Origin of the sequence: Chryseobacterium tructae (assembly GCF_030409875.1) — a bacterium.
Classification (GTDB): domain Bacteria; phylum Bacteroidota; class Bacteroidia; order Flavobacteriales; family Weeksellaceae; genus Chryseobacterium; species Chryseobacterium tructae.
This window is the reverse complement of the sequence record NZ_JAUFQR010000003.1, coordinates 681,227-702,807: the sequence shown is the minus strand read 5'-3', so window position 1 is coordinate 702,807 and position 21,581 is coordinate 681,227. Positions and strand designations below refer to the sequence as shown.

16 protein-coding genes and 1 pseudogene are annotated in these 21,581 nt (G+C 34.1%); 5 read left to right on the top strand and 12 right to left on the bottom strand.

Translation table 11 applies throughout. The features are described from left to right. Positions 1 to 13: 13 nt before the first annotated feature. Positions 14 to 565 (bottom strand): RNA polymerase sigma factor, encoded by a 552-nt coding sequence (locus QWZ06_RS26880; protein WP_290302212.1) that lies wholly within the window; start codon positions 563 to 565, stop codon positions 14 to 16. Positions 566 to 747: 182 nt separating this feature from the next. Here QWZ06_RS26880 and QWZ06_RS26875 point away from each other — a divergent pair, with 182 nt between their 5' ends. The 4 genes from QWZ06_RS26875 (at position 748) to porW (ending at position 5,301) form a co-directional block, all read left to right on the top strand. After that, positions 748 to 1,500: a Rossmann-like and DUF2520 domain-containing protein gene (locus QWZ06_RS26875; RefSeq protein WP_290302211.1), complete on the top strand. Its 753-nt coding sequence runs from the start codon at positions 748 to 750 to the stop codon at positions 1,498 to 1,500. Beyond that, positions 1,490 to 2,008, top strand: a complete 519-nt coding sequence (locus QWZ06_RS26870; protein ID WP_290302210.1) for a KdsC family phosphatase — start codon at positions 1,490 to 1,492, stop codon at positions 2,006 to 2,008. Before QWZ06_RS26875 ends, QWZ06_RS26870 begins: the two co-directional genes overlap by 11 nt. Before the next feature lie 8 nt (positions 2,009 to 2,016). Continuing rightward, complete coding sequence (locus tag QWZ06_RS26865) at positions 2,017 to 2,580, top strand: Maf family protein (protein ID WP_290302209.1); 564 nt, start codon at positions 2,017 to 2,019, stop codon at positions 2,578 to 2,580. A gap of 147 nt (positions 2,581 to 2,727) precedes the next feature. Beyond that, positions 2,728 to 5,301 (top strand): type IX secretion system periplasmic lipoprotein PorW/SprE, encoded by a 2,574-nt coding sequence (gene porW, locus QWZ06_RS26860; protein WP_290302207.1) that lies wholly within the window; start codon positions 2,728 to 2,730, stop codon positions 5,299 to 5,301. Between the two features lie 55 nt (positions 5,302 to 5,356). Here the strand turns inward: porW and tsaB are convergent, their stop codons facing one another. From tsaB to rpiB, 7 genes and pseudogenes are all read right to left on the bottom strand, one after another. Next, complete coding sequence (gene tsaB / locus QWZ06_RS26855) at positions 5,357 to 6,031, bottom strand: tRNA (adenosine(37)-N6)-threonylcarbamoyltransferase complex dimerization subunit type 1 TsaB (protein ID WP_290302206.1); 675 nt, start codon at positions 6,029 to 6,031, stop codon at positions 5,357 to 5,359. An 86-nt stretch (positions 6,032 to 6,117) separates the two neighbouring features. Further along, entirely contained in the window at positions 6,118 to 6,867 is a 750-nt protein-coding gene (locus QWZ06_RS26850; RefSeq protein ID WP_290302205.1) for an SDR family NAD(P)-dependent oxidoreductase, read from the bottom strand. A gap of 115 nt (positions 6,868 to 6,982) precedes the next feature. After that, positions 6,983 to 7,354 (bottom strand): YraN family protein, encoded by a 372-nt coding sequence (locus QWZ06_RS26845; protein ID WP_290302204.1) that lies wholly within the window; start codon positions 7,352 to 7,354, stop codon positions 6,983 to 6,985. A gap of 41 nt (positions 7,355 to 7,395) precedes the next feature. Beyond that, positions 7,396 to 8,325, bottom strand: coding sequence for a S66 peptidase family protein (locus QWZ06_RS26840; RefSeq protein ID WP_290302203.1), 930 nt, complete (start codon positions 8,323 to 8,325; stop codon positions 7,396 to 7,398). Then, positions 8,322 to 9,008, bottom strand: a complete 687-nt coding sequence (locus QWZ06_RS26835) for a LysE family translocator (RefSeq protein ID WP_290302202.1) — start codon at positions 9,006 to 9,008, stop codon at positions 8,322 to 8,324. Before QWZ06_RS26835 ends, QWZ06_RS26840 begins: the two co-directional genes overlap by 4 nt. 288 nt (positions 9,009 to 9,296) lie before the next feature. Continuing rightward, positions 9,297 to 11,447 carry a ribonuclease R gene (gene rnr, locus QWZ06_RS26830; RefSeq protein WP_290302201.1) on the bottom strand — a complete coding sequence of 717 codons (2,151 nt, stop codon included), beginning with the start codon at positions 11,445 to 11,447 and terminating at the stop codon, positions 9,297 to 9,299. A gap of 537 nt (positions 11,448 to 11,984) precedes the next feature. Beyond that, a pseudogene (gene rpiB / locus QWZ06_RS26825) lies at positions 11,985 to 12,418 on the bottom strand (ribose 5-phosphate isomerase B). A 648-nt stretch (positions 12,419 to 13,066) separates the two neighbouring features. Here rpiB and QWZ06_RS26820 point away from each other — a divergent pair. Further along, on the top strand, positions 13,067 to 14,257 hold the full coding sequence (locus QWZ06_RS26820; protein WP_290302200.1) for a phosphoglycerate kinase: 1,191 nt from the start codon (positions 13,067 to 13,069) through the stop codon (positions 14,255 to 14,257). Positions 14,258 to 16,052: 1,795 nt separating this feature from the next. On the opposite strand, the gene QWZ06_RS26815 is transcribed toward QWZ06_RS26820, so the two are convergent. The 4 genes from QWZ06_RS26815 to QWZ06_RS26800 all read right to left on the bottom strand — a co-directional run bounded on the left by QWZ06_RS26815 (position 16,053) and on the right by QWZ06_RS26800 (position 21,581). Continuing rightward, positions 16,053 to 16,874 (bottom strand): class I SAM-dependent methyltransferase, encoded by an 822-nt coding sequence (locus QWZ06_RS26815; protein ID WP_290302199.1) that lies wholly within the window; start codon positions 16,872 to 16,874, stop codon positions 16,053 to 16,055. Between the two features lie 118 nt (positions 16,875 to 16,992). Further along, positions 16,993 to 18,855, bottom strand: coding sequence for a tRNA uridine-5-carboxymethylaminomethyl(34) synthesis enzyme MnmG (mnmG, locus tag QWZ06_RS26810; RefSeq protein ID WP_290302198.1), 1,863 nt, complete (start codon positions 18,853 to 18,855; stop codon positions 16,993 to 16,995). 145 nt (positions 18,856 to 19,000) lie between these two features. Then, entirely contained in the window at positions 19,001 to 19,420 is a 420-nt protein-coding gene (gene ybeY, locus QWZ06_RS26805) for an rRNA maturation RNase YbeY (protein WP_290302197.1), read from the bottom strand. Positions 19,421 to 19,424: 4 nt separating this feature from the next. After that, a complete protein-coding gene (locus QWZ06_RS26800; RefSeq protein ID WP_290302196.1) occupies positions 19,425 to 21,581 on the bottom strand; it encodes a patatin-like phospholipase family protein in 2,157 nt (718 codons plus the stop codon).

Genomic DNA, 21,581 nt, shown 5'->3' with positions numbered 1-21,581 from the left:
GTTTTGTCAAAAATTATCTTTCGTAATTTTCCTTAATATAATCTTCTATTTTCTGTTTAGCATAATGATAATTCGTTTTCAATGTTCCTACTGACATATCTACAATCTTAGATATTTCTTCATAGGGTAAATCATCATAATACCGCATCATAAATACCAGTTTCTGTTTTTCGGGCAGGCTTTGTATAGCGTTCTGTAATAAAGTTTGTATCTCTTCTGCATCTCCTGCCACATTATCTGCCACCAGATTTTGCATGTGATACTCCGGATCTTCATCCGTTTTCTGCATTTTCTTCAATTTATTAACTTGTTGTAATGCTTCATTGGTAGCAATTCTATACAGCCATGTATACAACTGGCTATCGTTTTTAAACTGATGAAAATTCTGATAAGCTTTAATAAAAGTTTCCTGCAAAGTATCCTGGGCAAGATCTCCGTCCACAATAATCCTTCGTATGTGCCAGTACAATCTGCTTTGATAGGCATCCATCAAGGCACGAACACCTTTATCCTGTGTTCGTGGATTCTGCATCAACGAAATAATCTCCGCGTCCTTAATCTTCATAAGATGCCTTTCACTGTTTTGGATTACAAAAATAACTGAAAGTTAAATTAATTATTCAATTTTCAGTTTAAATATTAAAAATAATATGAGACACTTACGCAATAAACGTGCCTATATTTAAGTTTCGAGTTTCCGGATTGTTCTTTCTTTTCCGACTCGGCTTAAAATCTTATATTTGTTAGATGCAAATTGTAATTATCGGTTCCGGAAATGTAGCTTTTCATATCGCAAAGGCGTTCACTTTGAAAGGTATTTCCCTTGCCCAAATTTTTGGGCGGAACGAAAAGGAATTGAGTAAAATTTCTGAAGAGCTAAATATTCCTTATTCTACGGAACATCTGGAAGATGCTGATCTGTATATCATCTGTGTAAGTGATAATTCTGTAGGAGAAGTCTCGAAAAGAATTGCTAAAAAGAATTGTCTGGTAGCTCATACTTCCGGCTCACTTCCGAAGGAAACGTTAAATGGAGAATACAGAAAGGCAAGTTTCTATCCGTTACAGACTTTTTCAAAATCCAAAGAGCTGGAATATGACAAAATTCCGTTTTTCATTGAAGCCGAAAATGAAGAGGATACAAAAATACTCTTTGAACTGGCTTCAAGGGTTTCAAAAAATGTGATGGAAAGCAATCATGAAAAAAGGAAATATATTCATCTAACAGCTGTTTTTGCCTGCAATTTTGTGAATCATCTTTTTTCAAGAGCTAAAGAAATTTCAGATTCCCAGGAAATTCCGTTCGATTATTTTTTACCATTGATTGATGAAACAGTTCAGAAGATCCATGAGATAGAACCTAAAATGGCTCAGACTGGGCCTGCGGTAAGAAATGATCTTAGGGTTTTAGAATTACATGAGCAGTTATTACAAGACGAAGAAAGTCTTACCATTTATAAGACAATGAATCATTCTATTCAAAAAATGTATGAGTTATAAAGAGAAATTAAAGGATATTAAGGCCTTTGTATTTGATGTAGACGGAGTTTTCACAGATGGAAGCGTTTATCTGATGCCTGGAGGGAATATGTGCAGGGTAATGAATGTCCTTGATGGCTACGCGGTCGTTAAGGCGCTAAAAAACAACTACTTAATCGGAGTTATTACCGGCGGGAACGATGAAATGGTAAAACACAGAATCAACTACCTTGGTATTCAGGATTATTATCCAAAATCTCATAATAAAATTGAGGATTTTGAAGATTTTAAGAAGAAATACAATCTTAAAAATGAGGAGATCCTGACCATGGGAGATGATCTTCCTGATATTCATATCATGGAAAGTTCTGCTATTGCTGCATGTCCTGAAAATGCTGTTCCTGAAGTAAAAGGTATATCTGATTATATTTCTACTAAAAAAGGAGGAAGCGGAGCTGTACGTGACGTAATCGAACAGGTAATGAAAGTTCAGGGGAACTGGCACGATGATAACACACAATCTGTATAAACCTATTTATGAAATTACTTTTAGCATCACAATCACCAAGAAGAAAGGAGCTTCTTTCAAGCCTTGGTTTTGAATTTGAGGTTGTAAAAATCGATTGTGAAGAACTCCTTCCTGAGCATATTAAAATAGAAGAAGCGGCGGCTTATTTATCTGAACTAAAAGCTGAAGCCTTCAGAAGCTTAGCTGCAGGCGAAGTTCTATTAACTGCCGATACCGTAGTTGCCATCAATCAACAGATTCTGGGTAAGCCAAAAGATGAAGCTGATGCTCAACATATGCTTCGAAATCTTTCGGGAAGAGCACATCAGGTGTATACGGGAATCACCATCAAAACTGTTGATCAGACATTTACAGAAACGGATGTGGCTGATGTGATCTTTGATGATATTACTGATGATGAGATACAGTATTATATCCAAAATTATAAGCCTTTTGATAAAGCCGGAAGCTATGGAATTCAGGAATGGCTGGGGATGGCAAAAATTAAAAGTCTGACAGGTAGTTTTTATACCATTATGGGACTTCCTACGCACCTCGTTTATAAAATTCTGAAAGAGATTTCTGCGATTTAAAAATCATAGCGATTTCTAACAGTCATAAAGATGAAATAAAATATTTCCGGGAGAAATATAAATATTATTCATTATAAAATTTTATTATTTTTACAAAATCATCAAACTGCTGATAATAAAAAGCAGATTAGCAAGTTATATTGAATAATGAAAAAGAATATATTGTTCCTTTTAGTGATCTGCCTTGTTGCTTCCTGTGGTACCAAAGTAAAAAAGCCGGAGCAGCGATCCAAACTATTGAAGGGATTTTCTACATACTATAACACACTATTTAATGCTAAAGATGCACTAAACAGTGAATTTACCACAAGAGATAAGGGACATAAAGACAATTTCTATGCTCCTTATATTTCTATTCTTACTTTTGAGGATCAGCCTTTGGGAAGTGATCTTGGGCAATCCACAGCTTTTGCTGAGAACTCTATGAAGATGGCAGAAGTTGCCAACAGACCTGGAAGAAATTCCGGAACTCCTAATATGCCCGGTGGCCCTGGAAATGATCCTACCAATCCTGATGGAAATCAGGCTAAGGGTGCAACAACACTAGAGATTGCTGAAGCCAAGGCTTTAAAGGCCATCAACAAATATTCGGTTACCAGAAATGGTGAAGAAAAGAATAAGCAGATTTTTGATGCTTATATCATCCTTGCCCAAGCAAGAATATATCGGAATAAACCTCTGGAGGCTCTGGATGCCCTTAATTATGTTTTCACCCATATGAAGGATGATAAGAGGATTCCTCTGGCAAGAATTTATCAGGGTGTAGCTTATGATAAAATCAAAGACTATCACAGGGCACATGAGACTTTTGCTAAGCTAAAGGATGATAAAATCAATAAAAGCTATGCTAAGCTGCTGAGCATTTATTATGCCGAATCTCTTTTGGATGCGGGAAAAAAAGAAGATGCTGCCAGAGAACTTGATTTGGCTTTTGAGCTTAATTCCAATAGAAAACTAAAGAGCAGAATTGCTTATTTAAGAGGCCAGGTTCTTGAAACGCTGAACCAGAATGATAAGGCGAGAGAAAGTTATACAGCAGCTTATAAATTTTCTAACGATTTTGAATTTGAAGTAAAATCTCAAATTGCTATTGCTAAAACTTTTAATGGTAAAGGTGATTATAACGGAGCCAAAAATTACCTGGAAGGGATTAGCAAAAAAGGAACTTATGGTTCCAGAAAGAATGAATTTTTGTATGCTTTGGGACTTATGGCCAATAAAGCAGGTAAAAAAGATGAAGCACAACAATTTTTCAGGAAGTCTTTATTTGAAAAGGTTTCTGACCCACAGATTCGTGGGCTTGCTTATTATGAGATAGGAAAAGGCTATTTTGAAAAGAATGATTATATCGGTGCCGGAACGTATTATGATTCTGCACTTGCTGTAATGACCTATGAGCCTTCAAAGATTTTGTTGAAAGATCAATCTGCCTATATTAAAAAGATTTCCAAGAACTATTATCTGATTAAAAAGAACGACAGTATCCTTTCTTTAGCCAAAATGGATAATACACAAAGGACAGACTTTTTCTCAAAATACATTGATAAATTAAAGATCAAAGAGGAGAAAGAAGAACAGGAAAGAAGACGAGCAGAACGAAATAAAGGATTTGATGCAGGAGATTATAATTCAAATTCTATTTTTGCGAATAATAATGCCAATGCTTTTGAAGACTTTGGAGTAACAACGAAAGGGTTTTATTTCAATAATACCGGAACTGTAAGTAAAGGAACTTCCTCATTTAAGCAGGTATGGGGAGAAAGAGCTCTTTCTGATAACTGGCGTTTTTCAAAAAAAATGGCTACTATTGAGGATATGAAAAGCGAAGCTCTTGGGGTGACTACAGCTCCTAATCCAAGACGTTTTGAACCGGCTTACTATATAGAGCAGATTCCTACGGATCAGGGTAAACTGGCACAGCTTAAAAAGGATAGAGATACGGCTTCTTTAGGGCTTGGTATTATGTATCAGAATTATTTTACCAATACCCCTCTTGCGACTAAAACCTTGTATGATCTTGTAGATGTAAAACCTGAAGAAAAAGTAATGCTCCAGGCATTGTATGAGATTTTCGCCATGAATTATGAGAAAACTCCTCAGGCTTCAGAAAGAGCAAAACAAATTCTGTTAACTGATTATCCTTATACTTCGTATGCCGAATTTGCCAGAAACCCAAAAAATAATTCTTTTGTAAAATCTACGGCAGATGTAGAAAATGAGTATAAAAAAGCTTATGCTTTATACGAATCTGAGAAATTTGTGGAAAGCAAGGATGTTATAGACCAAACGATTCAGAAGTATCCGAAAGATGCACTGGTTCCGAAACTCTATTTGTTGAATGCTTTCAATTCAGGAAAATCCAGTGGAAAGGAAGTAATGATCCTCCAGCTTGAACAGATTGCCTTAAACTATTCAAAAACTCCGGAAGGAATAAGAGCTAAAGAAATGCTGAATTATCTAAAAAGTGACCTCAGCTTCCAGGCCACCGATAACAAGGGTAATGCACTCCCTCAACAGCCGGGCTCTCCTACTCCACCTGTCAATAAAAACCAAAATGTTCCTCAAGGTAATCTTAACAACATTGACAACTTAAAAACGATAGATACCCAACCGGCACAACCAATGTCAACAGGTAAGGTGAACAATGTCCCTCAACAAAAGACTGATAAGCCTAAACCAAAAAACAAGAATGTCCCTGATGGCGGGCCAGAGAGTAAATAAAATAAAAAAGCGAAGAGTAATTCTTCGCTTTTTGTTTTTATGAGGATAAAGGTTCCTATGAACCCTTTTTCTTTACTCCATGAAAATCTTTAAGATAAAATGGCTCAAAATAAGCCATATCTTCAAATTCTTTATTTTCTATCTTCTCTAGGGTTTTTGTAATCAGGTACTGAGCAGATGGATAAATATCTTCTCTGAACTCTGCATTAGGAAGATTTAAAATATCTTTTGCCTTTGTAGCACCATCCCCCACAAAGATTATTTTTTTATCTCTGAATTCTTCAAAAGAAGTTTCATCCAGAATCTTCGCCTCGGTTGCAGAAATTTCTGTTCCTGTAGAACCGTCATAAACGGCTGTATAAACCTCCATTCTCCTTGCATCGATCAATGGCACTATAAATTCGTAGTTCTGCCCTAAAAAAGGCTCTATCATACTTTCAAGAGAATTAACGGCAATAAATGGAACTTTTAATCCATAACAGAATCCTTTTGCAGAGGCGGCTCCAATTCTTAATCCTGTATAAGAACCCGGTCCTTTTCCTAAGGAAACTGCTTCAATGTCTTTCAATGATATTCCTGCTCCTTCTAAAGCCCACTCAACAAAAGTATGGAGACTTTCAGACTGTTTGTAGTTTTCAGAAACTTCCTCACATAAACATAGAAGCTTTTCATTATCGGATACAGCTACTGAGCAGTTTTTAGACGATGTTTCAAGATATAGAATTTTCATTTTCCTGTTTTAAGCTAAAATAACAACGTTGCGGAAAAGCAAAATTGCTTTACAATTTTTTACAAATTTAAGCCTTTATTTTGAGACTATTTTCTATAGATCGTTCTTGGTTCAGCCTGAGCACTTGGATAGATGCACATATCAGCAATAGTAACGTGCTTTGGAGCATTTACACAATAAGCAATGGCATCTGCAATATCTTCTGCTTTTAAAGGCTCATATCCCGCATATACCGTTGATGCCTTTTCACTGTCACCTTTAAATCTTACCAATGAAAAATCTGTCTCTACAGCTCCGGGTTGAATATTGGTTACTTTGATACCAAATTCAGTAAGCTCCAGTCTCATTCCTTCAGAAATAACATCTACTGCTTTTTTAGTAGCACAGTACACTACTCCATTGGCATAGGTTTGCCTTGCTGCCACAGAACTAATGTTTATAATATGACCTAAATTTTTAGTTTTCATGCCAGGAATGATCATTTTGGAAACATAGAGCAGTCCTTTTACATTCCCATCAATCATAGAATCCCAGTCATCAGTCTTTCCCGATGAAAGGGGATCAAGGCCGTGAGCATTTCCAGCATTATTAATCAGAACGTCAATATCTTTCCATTCTTCAGGAAGCGAATTAATTGCTGTTTCTACCTCTTCAAGATTCCTTACATCAAACATTAAACTAAACATTTCGGTAAATTGAGATAATTCTTCCTTTAAAGATTTCAGTACTTCATCTCTTCTTCCACAAATGATGATTCTGTTTCCCTGTTTCGCTAGAAGCTCAGCAGTGGATTTACCGATACCGGAAGTCGCTCCGGTGATTAATATTGTTTTCATAAAACTGATTATTATTGTAATGTAGCAATGTATCAGCCTAACAATTTTTCAATGCCTGATCTTTATTATTACACTGTTGTATTACTAAACTGATACATTATTTATTTTTATTTGATTAGTTGGCGTCAAACGCCTGAAAAGCGTCGCTTATGTGGTCAATTGTTAAATTTCTATTTTCATCAGGTAAAACAGAAATGATATCGAATCTCACTTCATTCTGCTTATTGAATTCCTCCATATAATGGTTGGCCGCAGATACAATGGATCTGATCTTTGTTTTAGTCACCGCTTCCTGAGGCAACATAAAGGCATCTGTAGATCTAGCCTTTACTTCAACAATAATAATGAACTTATCTTTTTCAGCTATGATATCAATCTCTGCCTTCTGAAACCTGAAGTTTCTGACCAGAACTTTATACCCGTTATTCTGAAGATAATCGGCTGCCAGATCTTCTGCTATTTTTCCAAAGTCGTTGTGATTAGCCATAACCAGTTTTTGGTATATAAGAGTAGGAGAGAAGGGGATCTTTAAAACTCGATCTTCACTTTAGACTCAATCTTCACCTTGGCCGTCCCTCCAATTAAAAGAGGTCGGTTGTCTTTGATATGTCCGTTTGGAAAACCAAATACAACAGGGAATTTATATTTTGAAATTCTTTCTGAGATCATTGTATAGGCAAATTTATCAAAGCTGGATTCATAGTCTTTATTGTCCTTTTCATCACCCATATTGGTCATCCCACCTACGATAAGTCCTTTAATCTTATTGAAAACTCCTGCCAGTTCCAAGCTCATTATCATTCGATCCAGCGCATAGAAATTTTCACCGATATCTTCAATGAATAAAATTTTATCCTTAAAGTCAAAAGAATATTTAGTTCCCAGAAGGGCATAGATAAGGGCTAAATTCCCTCCAATCAATTCTCCTTCAATATTCCCTTTTTTGTTTAATGGGTGAGATTTTAAGCTATATTTAGGCGTTTTCCCTTTTAAAATATCGAAGATCAGATCATAGCTTTCATCGGTAACCCCAAAGCTTGATGTTTTGATGGTCTGCCCGTGGATGGATGCAAAACCTTTTTTCAAAAGATAGCTTTGTATAACTGTATTATCGGAATAGCCGATATACCATTTCGGATTTTCTGTGAAATTTTTCAACTTTAAATGTTGAATCAGATGCTGGCAGCCATAACCGCCTCTGGAAGCCCAGATGGCTCCGACTTCTTTATCATTTAAAGCCCAATTGATATCTTTTATTCTTTCCTTTTCTGTTCCGGCATAATTATATCCGTTTGAAAACTTAGTATAAAGGTGTTCTCCTAAAACAGGTTCAAACCCTTTACTCTTAATTAATTTTATTCCCTTTTCCAGTTGGGAGGCATCTACGGCTCCGGCAGGGGAAATAACAGCTATTTTGGCTCCTTTTTTAAGAGCTTTTGGAAAGATTATTTTTTTCATTTTGTTTTTTGATATTTTACTTCTTTTTTCTCGGCTTCTTCCAGTTGTCTGTCAAACTGATTGAACTTTTTAAAACTCTGCAGGAAGATAAAGAAACTGAAAAATATAAGAATTACTCCTACAACTCTTCTGATTCTATTGGCCAGTTTTTGGGTAAGTTTATCGTGAAACTGCTTAGCCAAAAATATCTTGGCAAGGTCGATACCTAGATAAGTTCCTATCACAATGCTTATGTATAAAATAAAACTGCTGGTGTCCGGATATTGATTCCTTACGGAAATTACCGTTACCAGCCAGAATAGAATGACTCCAACATTTAAAAGATTAAAGAAAAAACCATTGAAAAAGGTCTTAATATAGTTTTGACCAATGATCTTCTCTTCACCGGGCATGTGCATCTTGGTTTTCGTTACCAGCATAACAATTCCATAAATAAAAATCAGAATGGAAGTAATCCTGTAGAAACCCGGATGTTTATCAATTAAGGTAACAATGTCTGCACTGGCATAATAAGCTGCTACAATACACAATAAATCTGCAGTGATAACGCCAAGATCCAATGATAAGGCATGCTTCGGGCCTCTGGAGAAACTGGTTTCTATTAACAGGAAAAATATGGGTCCTATAAAAACCAGACTCAACATGAATCCTAAAATGATAGCAGATAGTACAAGTTCAAGCATTAAGTGGTGTTTTAAAATGAAAAATATTTCATTTCGTTTTATACAAAGTTATACTTTATGATTTAATTATTCAATAAAGATGTTATATATCAACTTTTATTTTACCTGCTATTTGGGACATCGTTTTCAGAAAGAAAGCGGGAAGAGGAGAGAAGGGAAGTTCTTGTAATATGGACAAATAAATATAATTTATAACAACATTTTTTGTGAAATCCTAGAAAAATAAAGAGGTTATTCCTGCTTAGGAACAACCTCTTTTTATTGTTATTTTTTTGATTCTTGATTATATTAAACAATCTTAAAGTCCAATTGTTTTTGGATCAGATTCGCTTTTACTACTTTAATCTGAACCTGGTCTCCCAATTGGTATTTATTTCCGTGTCTTACTCCATATACGGCATGTGTTTTCGCATCATACATATAAGAATCGTCTACTAAATCTCTTAATTTAATAAGACCTTCAGCTCCGTTTTCAGGAATCTCTACCCAGAATCCGAATTCAGCTACTCCGGAAATAACTCCTGTGAATGTTTCACCAAGATGTTTTTCCATGAATTTCACCTGCATATACTTGATAGAATCTCTTTCTGCATCAGCAGCTAATCTTTCCATTGAACTGCAGTGCTTAGATTTTTCTTCCAGTTCTTGCTTGCTTGGAGATTTTCCTCCATCCAGATAATGCTGAAGAAGACGGTGTGCAATCAAATCGGGATAACGACGAATAGGAGAGGTGAAGTGGGTATAATATGCAAATCCTAGTCCGTAGTGTCCTATAGGTTCTGTTGAATATACCGCCTTACTCATACTTCTCATGGCAAGGGTTTCAATCATATTTTCTTCTCCTTTCCCTTTTACATCGTGTAAAAGTTTATTCAAAGATTCTGCAACTTTTTTGGTATTGGCCAAGTCCATTTTGTATCCGAATGTAGAAACAAAATCTCTTAATGATTCCAGTTTAGCAGGATCCGGATCGTCGTGAACCCTGTAGATGAATGTATTATTGGTAATTTCTCCTTTTTTTGTTAAAGAAACAAACTCAGATACCTTTTTGTTGGCTAGAAGCATGAATTCTTCAATCAGGTGATTGGAATCTTTACTGATTTTAAAATAAACTCCGATTGGCTGATTATTTTCATCCAGGTTGAATCTTACTTCGCTTCTGTCAAATGTAATGGCTCCTTTTCTGATACGGTCATTACGCATAATCTTAGCAAGCCTGTCAAGAACATTGATCTCTTCAGACAAATCTCCCTGACCTGTTTCGATACGTTCCTGCGCTTCTTCATAGGTAAATCTTCTGTCTGAATGAATTACTGTTCTTCCAAACCACTGCTTCTGGATTTCAGCCTGATCGTTCAATTCAAAAACCGCTGAAAATGTATATTTATCTTCATGAGGACGAAGAGAACATACGTCATTACTCAATACTTCCGGAAGCATTGGTACCACTCTGTCTACTAAATAAACGGAAGTTGCTCTCTGATAGGCTTCATCATCAAGCATTGTCCCCGGAACTACATAATGGGATACATCGGCAATGTGAACTCCAATTTCCCAGTTTCCGTTTTCCAGTTTTCTGAAGGATAAAGCGTCATCAAAATCTTTCGCATCCTTAGGGTCAATAGTAAATGTACAGATATTACGCATATCCCAACGTTTTGCCACTTCCTCATCGGTAATGCTTCTGTCGATTTTATCAGCATCCAATTCTACTTCTTGAGGGAATTCGTAAGGCAAACCATATTCAGCAAGAATAGAGTGGATCTCCGTTTCGTGTTCACCAGGAGCACCTAATACCTGGATGATTTCCCCTTCAGGATTTTTGTCACCAGGTCTCCATTCTGTCATCTTTACAATCACCTTATCACCATCCTCTACATTATTGAATTTAGCCTTTGGAATGAAGATGTCTGTATTGATTGATTTTTTATCACAAACTACAAATCCAAAATCCTTGTGTGCCACCTTCTGGAAGGTACCTACGAACTCTGTTCTGTTTCTCTCTAAAACCTCCAAAACGGAGCCTTCCAATTTCTTTCCTTTATAATGATAAGTTATAATAAGAACCTTATCTCCCTGCAAAGCATCCTTTACATTTTTAGCATGTATGAAGACATCATCTTCTATTCCTTCTACATTTACATAGGCATTACCGCTTTGGTTGAAATCGATAATTCCGGTTAGTGTTCCGGCAATTTTCAGGTTTACAATATATTTTCCTTTTTCTACTTCTTTGATCTTTTCAGATCCCTGAAGTTTATGCAGCGCCTGGATAACAAGTTCTCTTTGTCTTGGATTTTTATAATCTATTCCGTCAGCGATCTGCTTATAATTATATATTTTTGACGAATTTGCATTCATGAAACGAAGGATCAATCTTCCGATTTCCATCATTTTCAAATCATTTTTATGACTTATATATTTTCTTTTTTTTGGCATTTTAATTTTCTTTTTAATTACTTAAGTTGCTATCTTCTGAAAACAAAATTTCTTTCATTCAGAAATTCTTCAATTCAAAATAATAGTCTTTAATTATTTATCAAAAATCCTTTTATATTTTCATTCACTTTAATAGACAAAGCTATAAAATCTTTCTTAGGACTTTGAATCTCTTCTATATTATTATATATATTTTTTATAAAATTCTTTTAGTATTTTTTCAGGCATTATGATCTTTTGTTTCTGTTATTTTAAAACAGTTTATCATTAAAAAAATACTGCAGATACTTTTATTTTTATTAAACCTTAATGTTTAATTTAATCTTATTTTTCTAAAATCTACTTTATAACGGAAGCTTTAGTTTTGTATAAATTTAATACAAATTTGGAGAAGAAAAGAGAAAAACCTTTTATAAAATATCTTTTAAATATTATAAAGGTTCAGGAGAAGTATAGAATTTAATTTCTATTGAACACTGCAAATGTACAAATAAAAAATAAATAAGGCCTGCAATCAAATTACAGGCCTTAGTATATTTAGCAAACAGCAATCTTATCAACTCTGTTCTGGTGTCTCCCACCTTCAAAGTCTGTAGAAAGAATTTGTCTACAATTTCAATCGCCAGTTCCTTTGATATAAACCTTGCCGGCATAGAAATCATATTCGCATCATTATGTAGTCTTGCCAGTGTAGCAATCTCCGGCATCCAGCAAAGTGCACATCTGATTTTCTGATGCTTGTTCGCAGTAATCTGAACCCCATTTCCGCTTCCACAGATCAAAATTCCTAGCTCATTTTCTCCGTTTTCCACAGAGGTTGCAGCAGGGTGGACAAAGTCTGGATAATCCACACTGTTTGTGGAAAACGTTCCAAAATCCTGAACCTCAAACTTTTCTGAAAGGTAGTTCTTAACAATCTCCTTATATTCATAGCCTGCATGGTCCGCTGCGATAGCAATTTTTCTTTTCATAATACTCTTATTAAGCTTTTTTAGATTTTATTTCCTTACAAAGGTAAGAATAATAACAATTCGTGTTAGTAAACCGTGAGTTAATTGTGAAAAGGTATGTTAATAAGTGTGGAAAACTTTTTTCAACTTTCTATTTTCAAACATGAATTTATTTCGTAATAGAAAATCTTTCCTAAAGTTTTTCCCACAACTTTCCAGATCTTTTCTCAAGCTATCCCCAGGTTTCTCCATAATAAAATAACTAATAATGGAGTATTGACAAAGTTATCAACAATTGTGAATAAGTGTGTGAATATGCAGGTTTACAGAGATTTATATTGTGAATTATTTATGAATTGCCTACCAGTTGAGTATTATGAACTTTATGCCTAAAACTTATCCCCGTTACTAACAATACATAACAACAACAGCTTTATATTTTTTTAAAAGAGAGAAAGAAATGTTGATTATTGAGTGATTGGGTTCGGGGAAAGTTTTTGAAAACTTTTATTTCGATCAATCTGTTGAAAAAGTTTAAAACCTTACATTTGTGAAACGAAAAATCAAAGAAGTTGACGGAATTGTCCCTGCCGAAATTTGCTGCGATGTAACCTGGCCTGAAGAGGACAATTACCTGAAGCCCGAGAAAAAATAAATCTAAATATAAAAATGAAAACAATTAACGACTTCAATTTTAAAGATAAGAAAGCTCTTGTAAGAGTTGACTTCAATGTTCCACAAGATGATCAGTTGAATGTGACTGACAATACCAGAATTGTTGCGGTGAAACCAACCGTTGAAAAAATCCTTCAGGATGGTGGTTCTGTTATTTTGATGACACACCTTGGAAGACCAAAAGGAGAAGTGAAGGATGAATTTTCTCTAAAACATATTCTTGGTGAAGTTTCCAATGTTCTTGGACAGGAAGTGAAATTCGTTGATGAGTGTATTGGGGAGAAAGCTGAACAGGCTGCTGCTGATTTGAAGCCGGGAGAAATTCTATTATTGGAGAATGTTCGTTTTCACAATGAAGAAGAAAAGGGAGATGAAGCTTTCGCTGAAAAACTTTCTAAACTAGGAGATACTTATGTAAATGATGCTTTCGGAACAGCACACAGAGCTCATGCTTCTACAGCTGTTATTGCAAAATTCTTTTCAGAAACTAAATTTTTCGGTTTACTAATGGCTAAGGAGCTTCAGGCTATCGATAAAGTTTTGAAAAGTGGGGAAAAACCAATTACTGCAATTTTGGGTGGATCTAAAGTTTCAACTAAAATTACTATTATAGAAAATATTCTTCCTGCAATTGATAATTTGATTATCGGGGGTGGAATGGCTTTCACATTTATTAAAGCGTTAGGAGGGAAAATCGGAACTTCATTAGTTGAAGATGATAAGCTTCCTCTTGCTTTAGAAATTTTAGGAAAAGCTAAAGAGCATAAAGTAAAAGTATACCTTCCATCTGATGCAATCATCGCTGAAAGTTTTAGTAATGATGTGGAAAGAAAAGAGGTAGATATCTATGCTATTCCTGAAGGATGGATGGGATTAGATGCAGGTCATAAATCAAGGGATCAATTTAATGATGTATTATTAAACTCAAGAACAATTCTTTGGAATGGTCCTATTGGGGTTTTTGAAATGTCACATTTTGCTGGAGGAACTATTGCGCTTGGAGATAGTATTGCTGAAGCTACAAGATTGGGAGCTTTCTCTCTAGTAGGAGGTGGAGATAGTGTAGCATTCGTTAAGCAATTCGGATATGCTGATAAAGTAAGTTATGTTTCTACAGGAGGTGGTGCAATGCTTGAAAGCCTTGAAGGACTTGAGCTTCCCGGAGTAGCTGCTATCAATAATTAATAGAGAATAAATTTCAATATTTCAAAGCCTGCTAATATTATTAGCAGGCTTTTTTATGTCTGAATTTTCATTGAGAAATCCTGAATTGATGAAGGGTTTTATAACTTTTAGATATAACCTAAGGTTATATTTAAATAAGGTGTTTTGATTTAGTGAGAGTTACGTTTTTTTGCCGATAAATAAAGGAAAATATGATACAATAAATCTTAAAACAAAAGAGAATTATTAAGATTTAATCATGTGTTTTTATCCATCGATAATGAAGTATTTTGTTTGAATTTTATAATTTTGATATATCAATAAAGGATAGGTTTCAGTAGGTGAAAACTACTTTTTATCTTATTTTTTAGAACAGCTAAGGAAAGATTTTTGGTACAGATATATGGTTTATATTTCATTTTACGGACTGAAAATATAAGGAACAGGAGTTCTTCTTTTCTTACAATTTAAAAGAAACACTTGGTTACTTACAGAAGAAATATAAGTTTTGAAATTTCGGGTTAGAATACAATCGATATCATGTGGATAGAAGATCTATACTAATTTTTCTTTGATCATTGGTTTAGTGATTTTCTCAGATCATTATCTCGGAATTTATTTTAAGGAAAAATCTATAGAGTTTATTATTTCTATTAAATTTTTTGAATGAGCATAGAAAGAACAGTTGTTTAATATAGCCTAATTTTTTTAAAACTCATTTTGAGACTCAATTAATGATGAGTCTCTTATGTTACAAATAATTTTGCTTAGTCAATTTCTTTGAAGCAAATTGGAGTTAATAATCTGATTTATAATTGCTCATATTAACAACTATACGTTATGATCCATTATTTCTAGATTCCTGTTTTATGGATTTTCATGATTGATTATTGTCATTGTATTTATTTGTAAATGAGATGTTAAACGTAATTATATGTATCTATTTTATTCTTATTCTTTTATGATTTAGGCTAATTTTTGTTTTACAAGGATTCTATTTTATCATACTTATTATTATTGATTATAATATGTTGTAAATCAATATTTAAACATGTTTTATGTTGTTTTAATAGCGTAAAATAAGAATGTATCAGTCTAACAATGTAAAGGAATTGAAAGTTTTTACATTATATTTTTTTAGAAATTTGTAATTTTTATATTTCACGTGTTTTTACCCTGCTAGGAAATAAAAATTTGTTACCCTAAATTAATTTCTTTTGAAATGATTGAGGTTGCTGATTCAATTAAATTATTTTTTCAAATTTAAATAACCTGCAGCAAAGTCAATTTGAAAGATTTTCCCAACTACTTTTTTCCTTAGTAATAAATTTTTCATTTTACACGAGAGAGTAGGGGAGTCTACTTTGATTTTTTAAAATTTGAAATTATGAGCTCCATTAAAAAATTTAAATTGTATTACTCATGACCTTCAAGATAATTTCTATTATTTTTTTTGTAAAACGAGGAAAATTGACTTCCAGAAACGCTTAAAAAATCGAAAAACTATTATTTCTTGAGGATTTATATGTAAATTAAAAATAAGAGCTAAAACAATATGTTTTTGCGAGAATTAGTTTTCTGAAATTGAATATTTACTCTTCTTGAGGCTAATTTCGCTTCTTTTTCCAAGATGTTCATTTTTTCAGATTTTTTCAGAATTTTGTTAAAGCTCATTCCTTCATTTAAAAAATCTGTTTTGCTAAATGTGGAGTAGGGGAGTAAAAAAATAAAAACTCAGGATTTTTCCTGAGTTTTTATTTTTTTTAGGCTAGAATGCTGAAAATTGAACCTCATAAATGGTTCAAAAATCGATTTTCTATCTTTTTTCTATAATATATATCAAACTTGAAAATTCGTTCGAAAAAATAGCCTTTATGTTCGAAATCGTTCCGTAGATGGTCGCTTTTAGCCAGAATAGTGGTGATTTTTTATATTTTTCGCTCAACATAGAGATATAATACGAATCAAGCACCAAAGGTTTGATCTTTCTCATTTTCCAGTCTGTTTTTTTAGAAATCAAATTTTCCATACCATTTTTAGAAAAATGATAGATATGTCTTGGTACATCATAGGCTGCCCAGTATTCTTTATAATGTTTCGCATCATAAGAAGTAGGGTTGGGTACGGCGATAACAAGAATGCCTTTATCTTTTAATTTATTGTTGAAAATATTCAACATCTCATCCTGGTTTTCGATATGTTCAAATACATGCCATAAGGTAATTGCATCTAAACTTTTATCTTCAATTTTTTGAATATCATCCAAGATCTTCGCTTTGCTAATTTTGCCTTGTGCTGCTTTTCTTGCATCTGCATCCGGTTCAAAACCGAAAGTTTCAAAATCATTTTCTATATGTTTTACAAATTCTCCGGCACCACATCCATAATCTAATACTTTAGATCCTTTTTTAATTCTGTCTACCAGAATATTTTTCTTGTATTGCAGATTAAAAGACTGAAGAAATTTATATAATTTTTCTTTCAGGCTTCCTGAATCCTGGTGATGAGAAATGTAATCTTCACTTTCGTAATATGTAGAAATATTGGATGGAATAGGGGAGGTTTTGTATACTCCCTTTGTTTCTGTTTCTTTAATTTCAAATATTTCCTGTGAAAGAAAATGATCTTTTATTTTCATTGAAGTCGAAATCTGTTATATTTAAAAAATTAAGATACTCATAAGTTTTAAATGCTTATAAATACCTTAATTTTTGTTTTTTTATTGTAAGGAATGTTTCACGTGAAACATTTTATTTTTAACGTCCTAAATACACCAGTAAGACGTTAATATCAGCTGGAGAAACACCACTTATCCTTCCTGCCTGAGCAATCGTCTTAGGACGCACGTTAGACATCTTCTGTTTAGCTTCTGCAGAAAGGCTTGAAAGGTTCATATAATCAAATCCTTCTGGGATTTTAATGTTTTCCAGACGGTTTAGCTTAGCTACGTTCTCCTTTTCTTTTTCAATATATCCTTTGTACTTGATATTGATTTCAGCCTGTTCTCTTACTTCATCGTTGTATTGAGAAGAAGTTTCTTTAATAAAATCAATTGCCTCAAGTTTTTCTAAAGTAATATTGGGTCTTGTTAGAAACTGGGCAGCTCTGTAAGCCTGATCTACAGGATTACTTTCTATAGATTCAAGAATAGGGTTAATGACACCTGGTTTTAAAGAAGTTTCACGTAAAAACTCTTCAAGTTGTTGACTTTCAGCTATTTTCAATTCTACCTTTCTTAATCTTTCTTCTTTTGCTAATCCTAGTTGATAAGCTTTCTCAGTTAATCTGATATCTGCATTATCTTGTCTCAGTAGAAGTCTGTATTCTGCACGTGAAGTAAACATTCGATAAGGTTCTTCAGTTCCTTTTGTAATCAAATCATCAATTAGTACTCCAATATAAGCTTCGTCTCTGTTCAGAATAAAATCTCCTTTTTCGTGAACTTTATTATGTGCGTTGATTCCGGCAATCAGACCTTGTCCTGCTGCTTCTTCATATCCTGTAGTTCCGTTGATCTGTCCTGCGAAATATAAATTATCAATTAATTTTGTTTCCAGGGTATGCTTCAACTGGGTAGGAGGGAAGTAGTCGTATTCAATGGCGTATCCTGGACGGAAAACTTTTACATTTTCAAATCCTGGAATATGTTTCATTGCTTTGATCTGTACATCTTCTGGAAGAGAAGAACTGAATCCGTTTACATAAATCTCCACCGTTTTCCATCCTTCCGGTTCTACGAAAAGTTGGTGTCTGTTTCTTTCTGCAAAACGATTGATCTTATCTTCAATACTTGGACAATATCTTGGACCTAAACTTTGAATCGTTCCATTGAACATTGGACTTCTATCGAAACCTTCACGAAGAATATCGTGTACCGTTTCGTTAGTATATACAATATGACAACTTAATTGTTTCGTTAATTTTGGAGTGTCAAGATAACTGAACTTTTGCGGATTTTCATCTCCCTTCTGTTCTTCCATTTTTGAATAATCCAAACTTCTTCCATCAACTCTTGGTGGAGTACCTGTTTTCATTCTTCCGGCTTCAAAACCTAAAGTGACTAATTGTTCGGTAATACCAAATGCTCTTGGTTCACCCATTCTTCCACCACCTAATTGTTTATCGCCAACATGTATTAATCCATTCAAAAAAGTTCCGTTGGTAAGAACTACTGATTTTGCTTTAATCTCAATTCCTAAAGAAGTAATAACTCCGGTTACTTTATTATTTTCAACAACGAGTTGTTTCACCATATCCTGAAAGAAATCAAGATTAGGAGTATTCTCTAATGCTAATCGCCATTCTTCGGCAAAAAGCATTCTATCATTTTGGGTTCTTGGGGACCACATGGCAGGACCTTTTGAAAGATTCAGCATTTTAAATTGGATGGCAGATTTGTCTGCTATGATTCCGGAGTATCCACCCATCGCGTCAATCTCTCTTACGATTTGTCCTTTTGCGATTCCACCCATTGCCGGGTTGCAACTCATCTGTCCGATGGTCTGCATATTCATTGTAATCAGTAGTGTTTTTGAACCCAGGTTGGCTGCCGCTGCTGCGGCTTCACATCCTGCATGTCCTGCACCTACTACGATTACATCATATATTTCTGAAATCATTTTTATCTTGCTTGTTTAAGCTTAAACCTTAACTTTAATCACTAATGTTTCACGTGAAACATTTTTGAAGAATGCACTCTAGGTAAACTTATATTGTTACTAGAATTGAGTACTTTAGATATGGAACTTTAAGTGATTGTTTAATTTAATTCCTCAAATCCCTATACTTCGTTAAGTACACATCTTCCATTCTTCGCATCTCTTTTTCCTCTTCTTCCGTCTTGTCTTTATAGCCTATAAGGTGTAAAACTCCGTGGGCTAAAACCCTTCTTAATTCATCTTCATAATCTCGGGAAAGGGTAGAAGCATTATCAGAAATGCGTTGCAAAGATACGAAAATCTCAGCGCTTATTGTCTTGCCTTTTACATAATCAAAAGTGATAATATCAGTATAATAATCATGCTGTAAATAATCCTGATTGATCTTCAAGAGATATTCATCATCACAGAAAATGTAGTTGATTTCTCCTAGTTTTTTTCCTTCTGAAAGAATTAAATCTTCCAGCCATTGTTTGTAATCTGTATCTACCGACTCCGGTAAATTTTCGTAAAAGAATTGTATCATTGTATTAAAACCAGTGTCCTAAAATAACACTGAATATGCCTTTTTGATTGTTTTTTAATGAGTGGCTAAAGTTAACTTTAATCTGCCCAAAAGGAGATTTGTATCCAGCCGTAATGCCAAGCGAACTATAATTTACTTTAACTGCATCTTCAAATTTAATATCATTTGAAAGGTTGGCAAAGCTAAAGTTTCCGCTGATAAAATAGTTTTTATTAAACTTAAACTGGAGATCATTAGATGCCAATATTACGTTATTCGTATATAATTGGGCAAAATAAAATCCTCCAAAACGTTTAAAATTGAGAACATTTTGTTCAAAGATTCCGCCTAGTCTGAATTGATAATAGTCTGGAAGATGTTCTCCAAGAGTGATTCCGCCAAATAAATTAAGACGGTAAGTAAATTGTTTTCCTAGCGGAATATTGATCTTTAAATCTGCTTTTATCTGGACAATCCTTTTTTCAACTTCAGACTTTAAAAGGTCTATTACTTTTCCTTCGGCTGCAAAATAGATTCCTTTAGTTGGAAATTCTTTGTCATCCTGCGTATCGGTCTTTAAGAATATATAAGGATTTAAAAAGCGGGCATAACGTCTGTTATCACCGTTAATTTCAGCTTTAAAGTAATCATGGCTTATACCACCACCAATAGCGAATTTATCTTTCCAAACAGATTGTATATAGGCTTCGTTTCTTACCCATTCCCATTTATCAATAATATTATTATCTGTATTTTTCAGATCAAAGCTCATCCCTGAAGAATAAATACCAAACCCAGGAATATACCCATTGTCAATAAAGTAATTCAGATAATATCTCAATTTATCTCCCACAATTACGTCTACCGAAAGGTTGGAATTTTTAAATAAAAGCCTCTTTGCTGAGTAATTCAGAAGCAATCCTGTTTTAAATACTTCATCATAATGCAGCCCAAATCTTAAGAAATGTCTGGCATCATCTTCGGTAACATACAGCTTTAAATAATTAGCATCGTTTTCCTGAACAATGTCGTAATTAATAAATTTGTAGTTGTTGGTGGCAACCAATTTATCCACCATTTTATTGATATTCCCATAGGTTTGCAGAGAGGGAAGGCGCAGTCCCATTTTACCCAGGGTATAGTTTTTTCCGTAAATTTTACTGCCTTCTATGGAAATGCTATCTATTTTATATACATTGGAATATATTGGATTGACACGCTGTCTGAGACGGTCAAAGGGACGTTTGGGTAATTGATCCAGTACTTGAGTATATTTTAAACCTTCTACATAACCGCTATCAAGGATTTTTTTCTTCTCATCATAGCTTGTAGCAGACATTCCTTTAAGGTTAGGTTTAATGTTAATGTCGGTGTATTTATATTGTTTTCTGGTATCTCTTTTGATCCCGAAATCAATAACCTGGTTCAGAATCGATATAATGTTGTTTAAATCTTCTCTTTTAGAGAGATCCTGGTTAAGATCCACACCGATAACGATATCAATTCCACGGTCCTTTAAGGGCTTTGAGGGATAATTGACGGTCATAGCTCCATCAATATAAATACTGTCACCAATTTTAACAGGATCCATTAAAGACGGAAAGGCAGAACTGGCCATAATAGACTGTACTAAATCTCCTTTTTCAAAGATTTGCATATTGCCGCTTTCAAGATTGGTAGCAACACATAAAAAAGGAATAGGCATTTTAGAAAAGTCTTCAATATTGGCAACATTTTTTAAAAGTTCCTTTAAAAGATAGACATTTCTTTGTCCTGTACTGATGGAAGAGGGAAGGGTAATTTTCCCGTTTTTTAAGGGAATGGATAAAAGATATTTATCTACAGACTTATTAAAAAAGCTAGCTTCCTGTCTGGATTTAGGATCCATAATTAAAGAATAGAAATCCGTATCCATCACGATTTTCTCTATTTCTTTACCAGAATATCCTGAAGCGTATAGACCACCAACGATGGCTCCCATACTGGTTCCGGCAATATAATCTACTTTTACTCCTAATGAATCTAATACTTTAAGTACTCCTACATGTGAAAAACCTTTAGCACCACCACCGGCAAGCGATAGTCCAATTTTAGGGTTCTTAGGAATCACCAGGTCTTTTTTTACCTGCGATTGGATCCATAATAATGGGAATATGAAAAGAAGAATCAGGAGCTTTCTCAT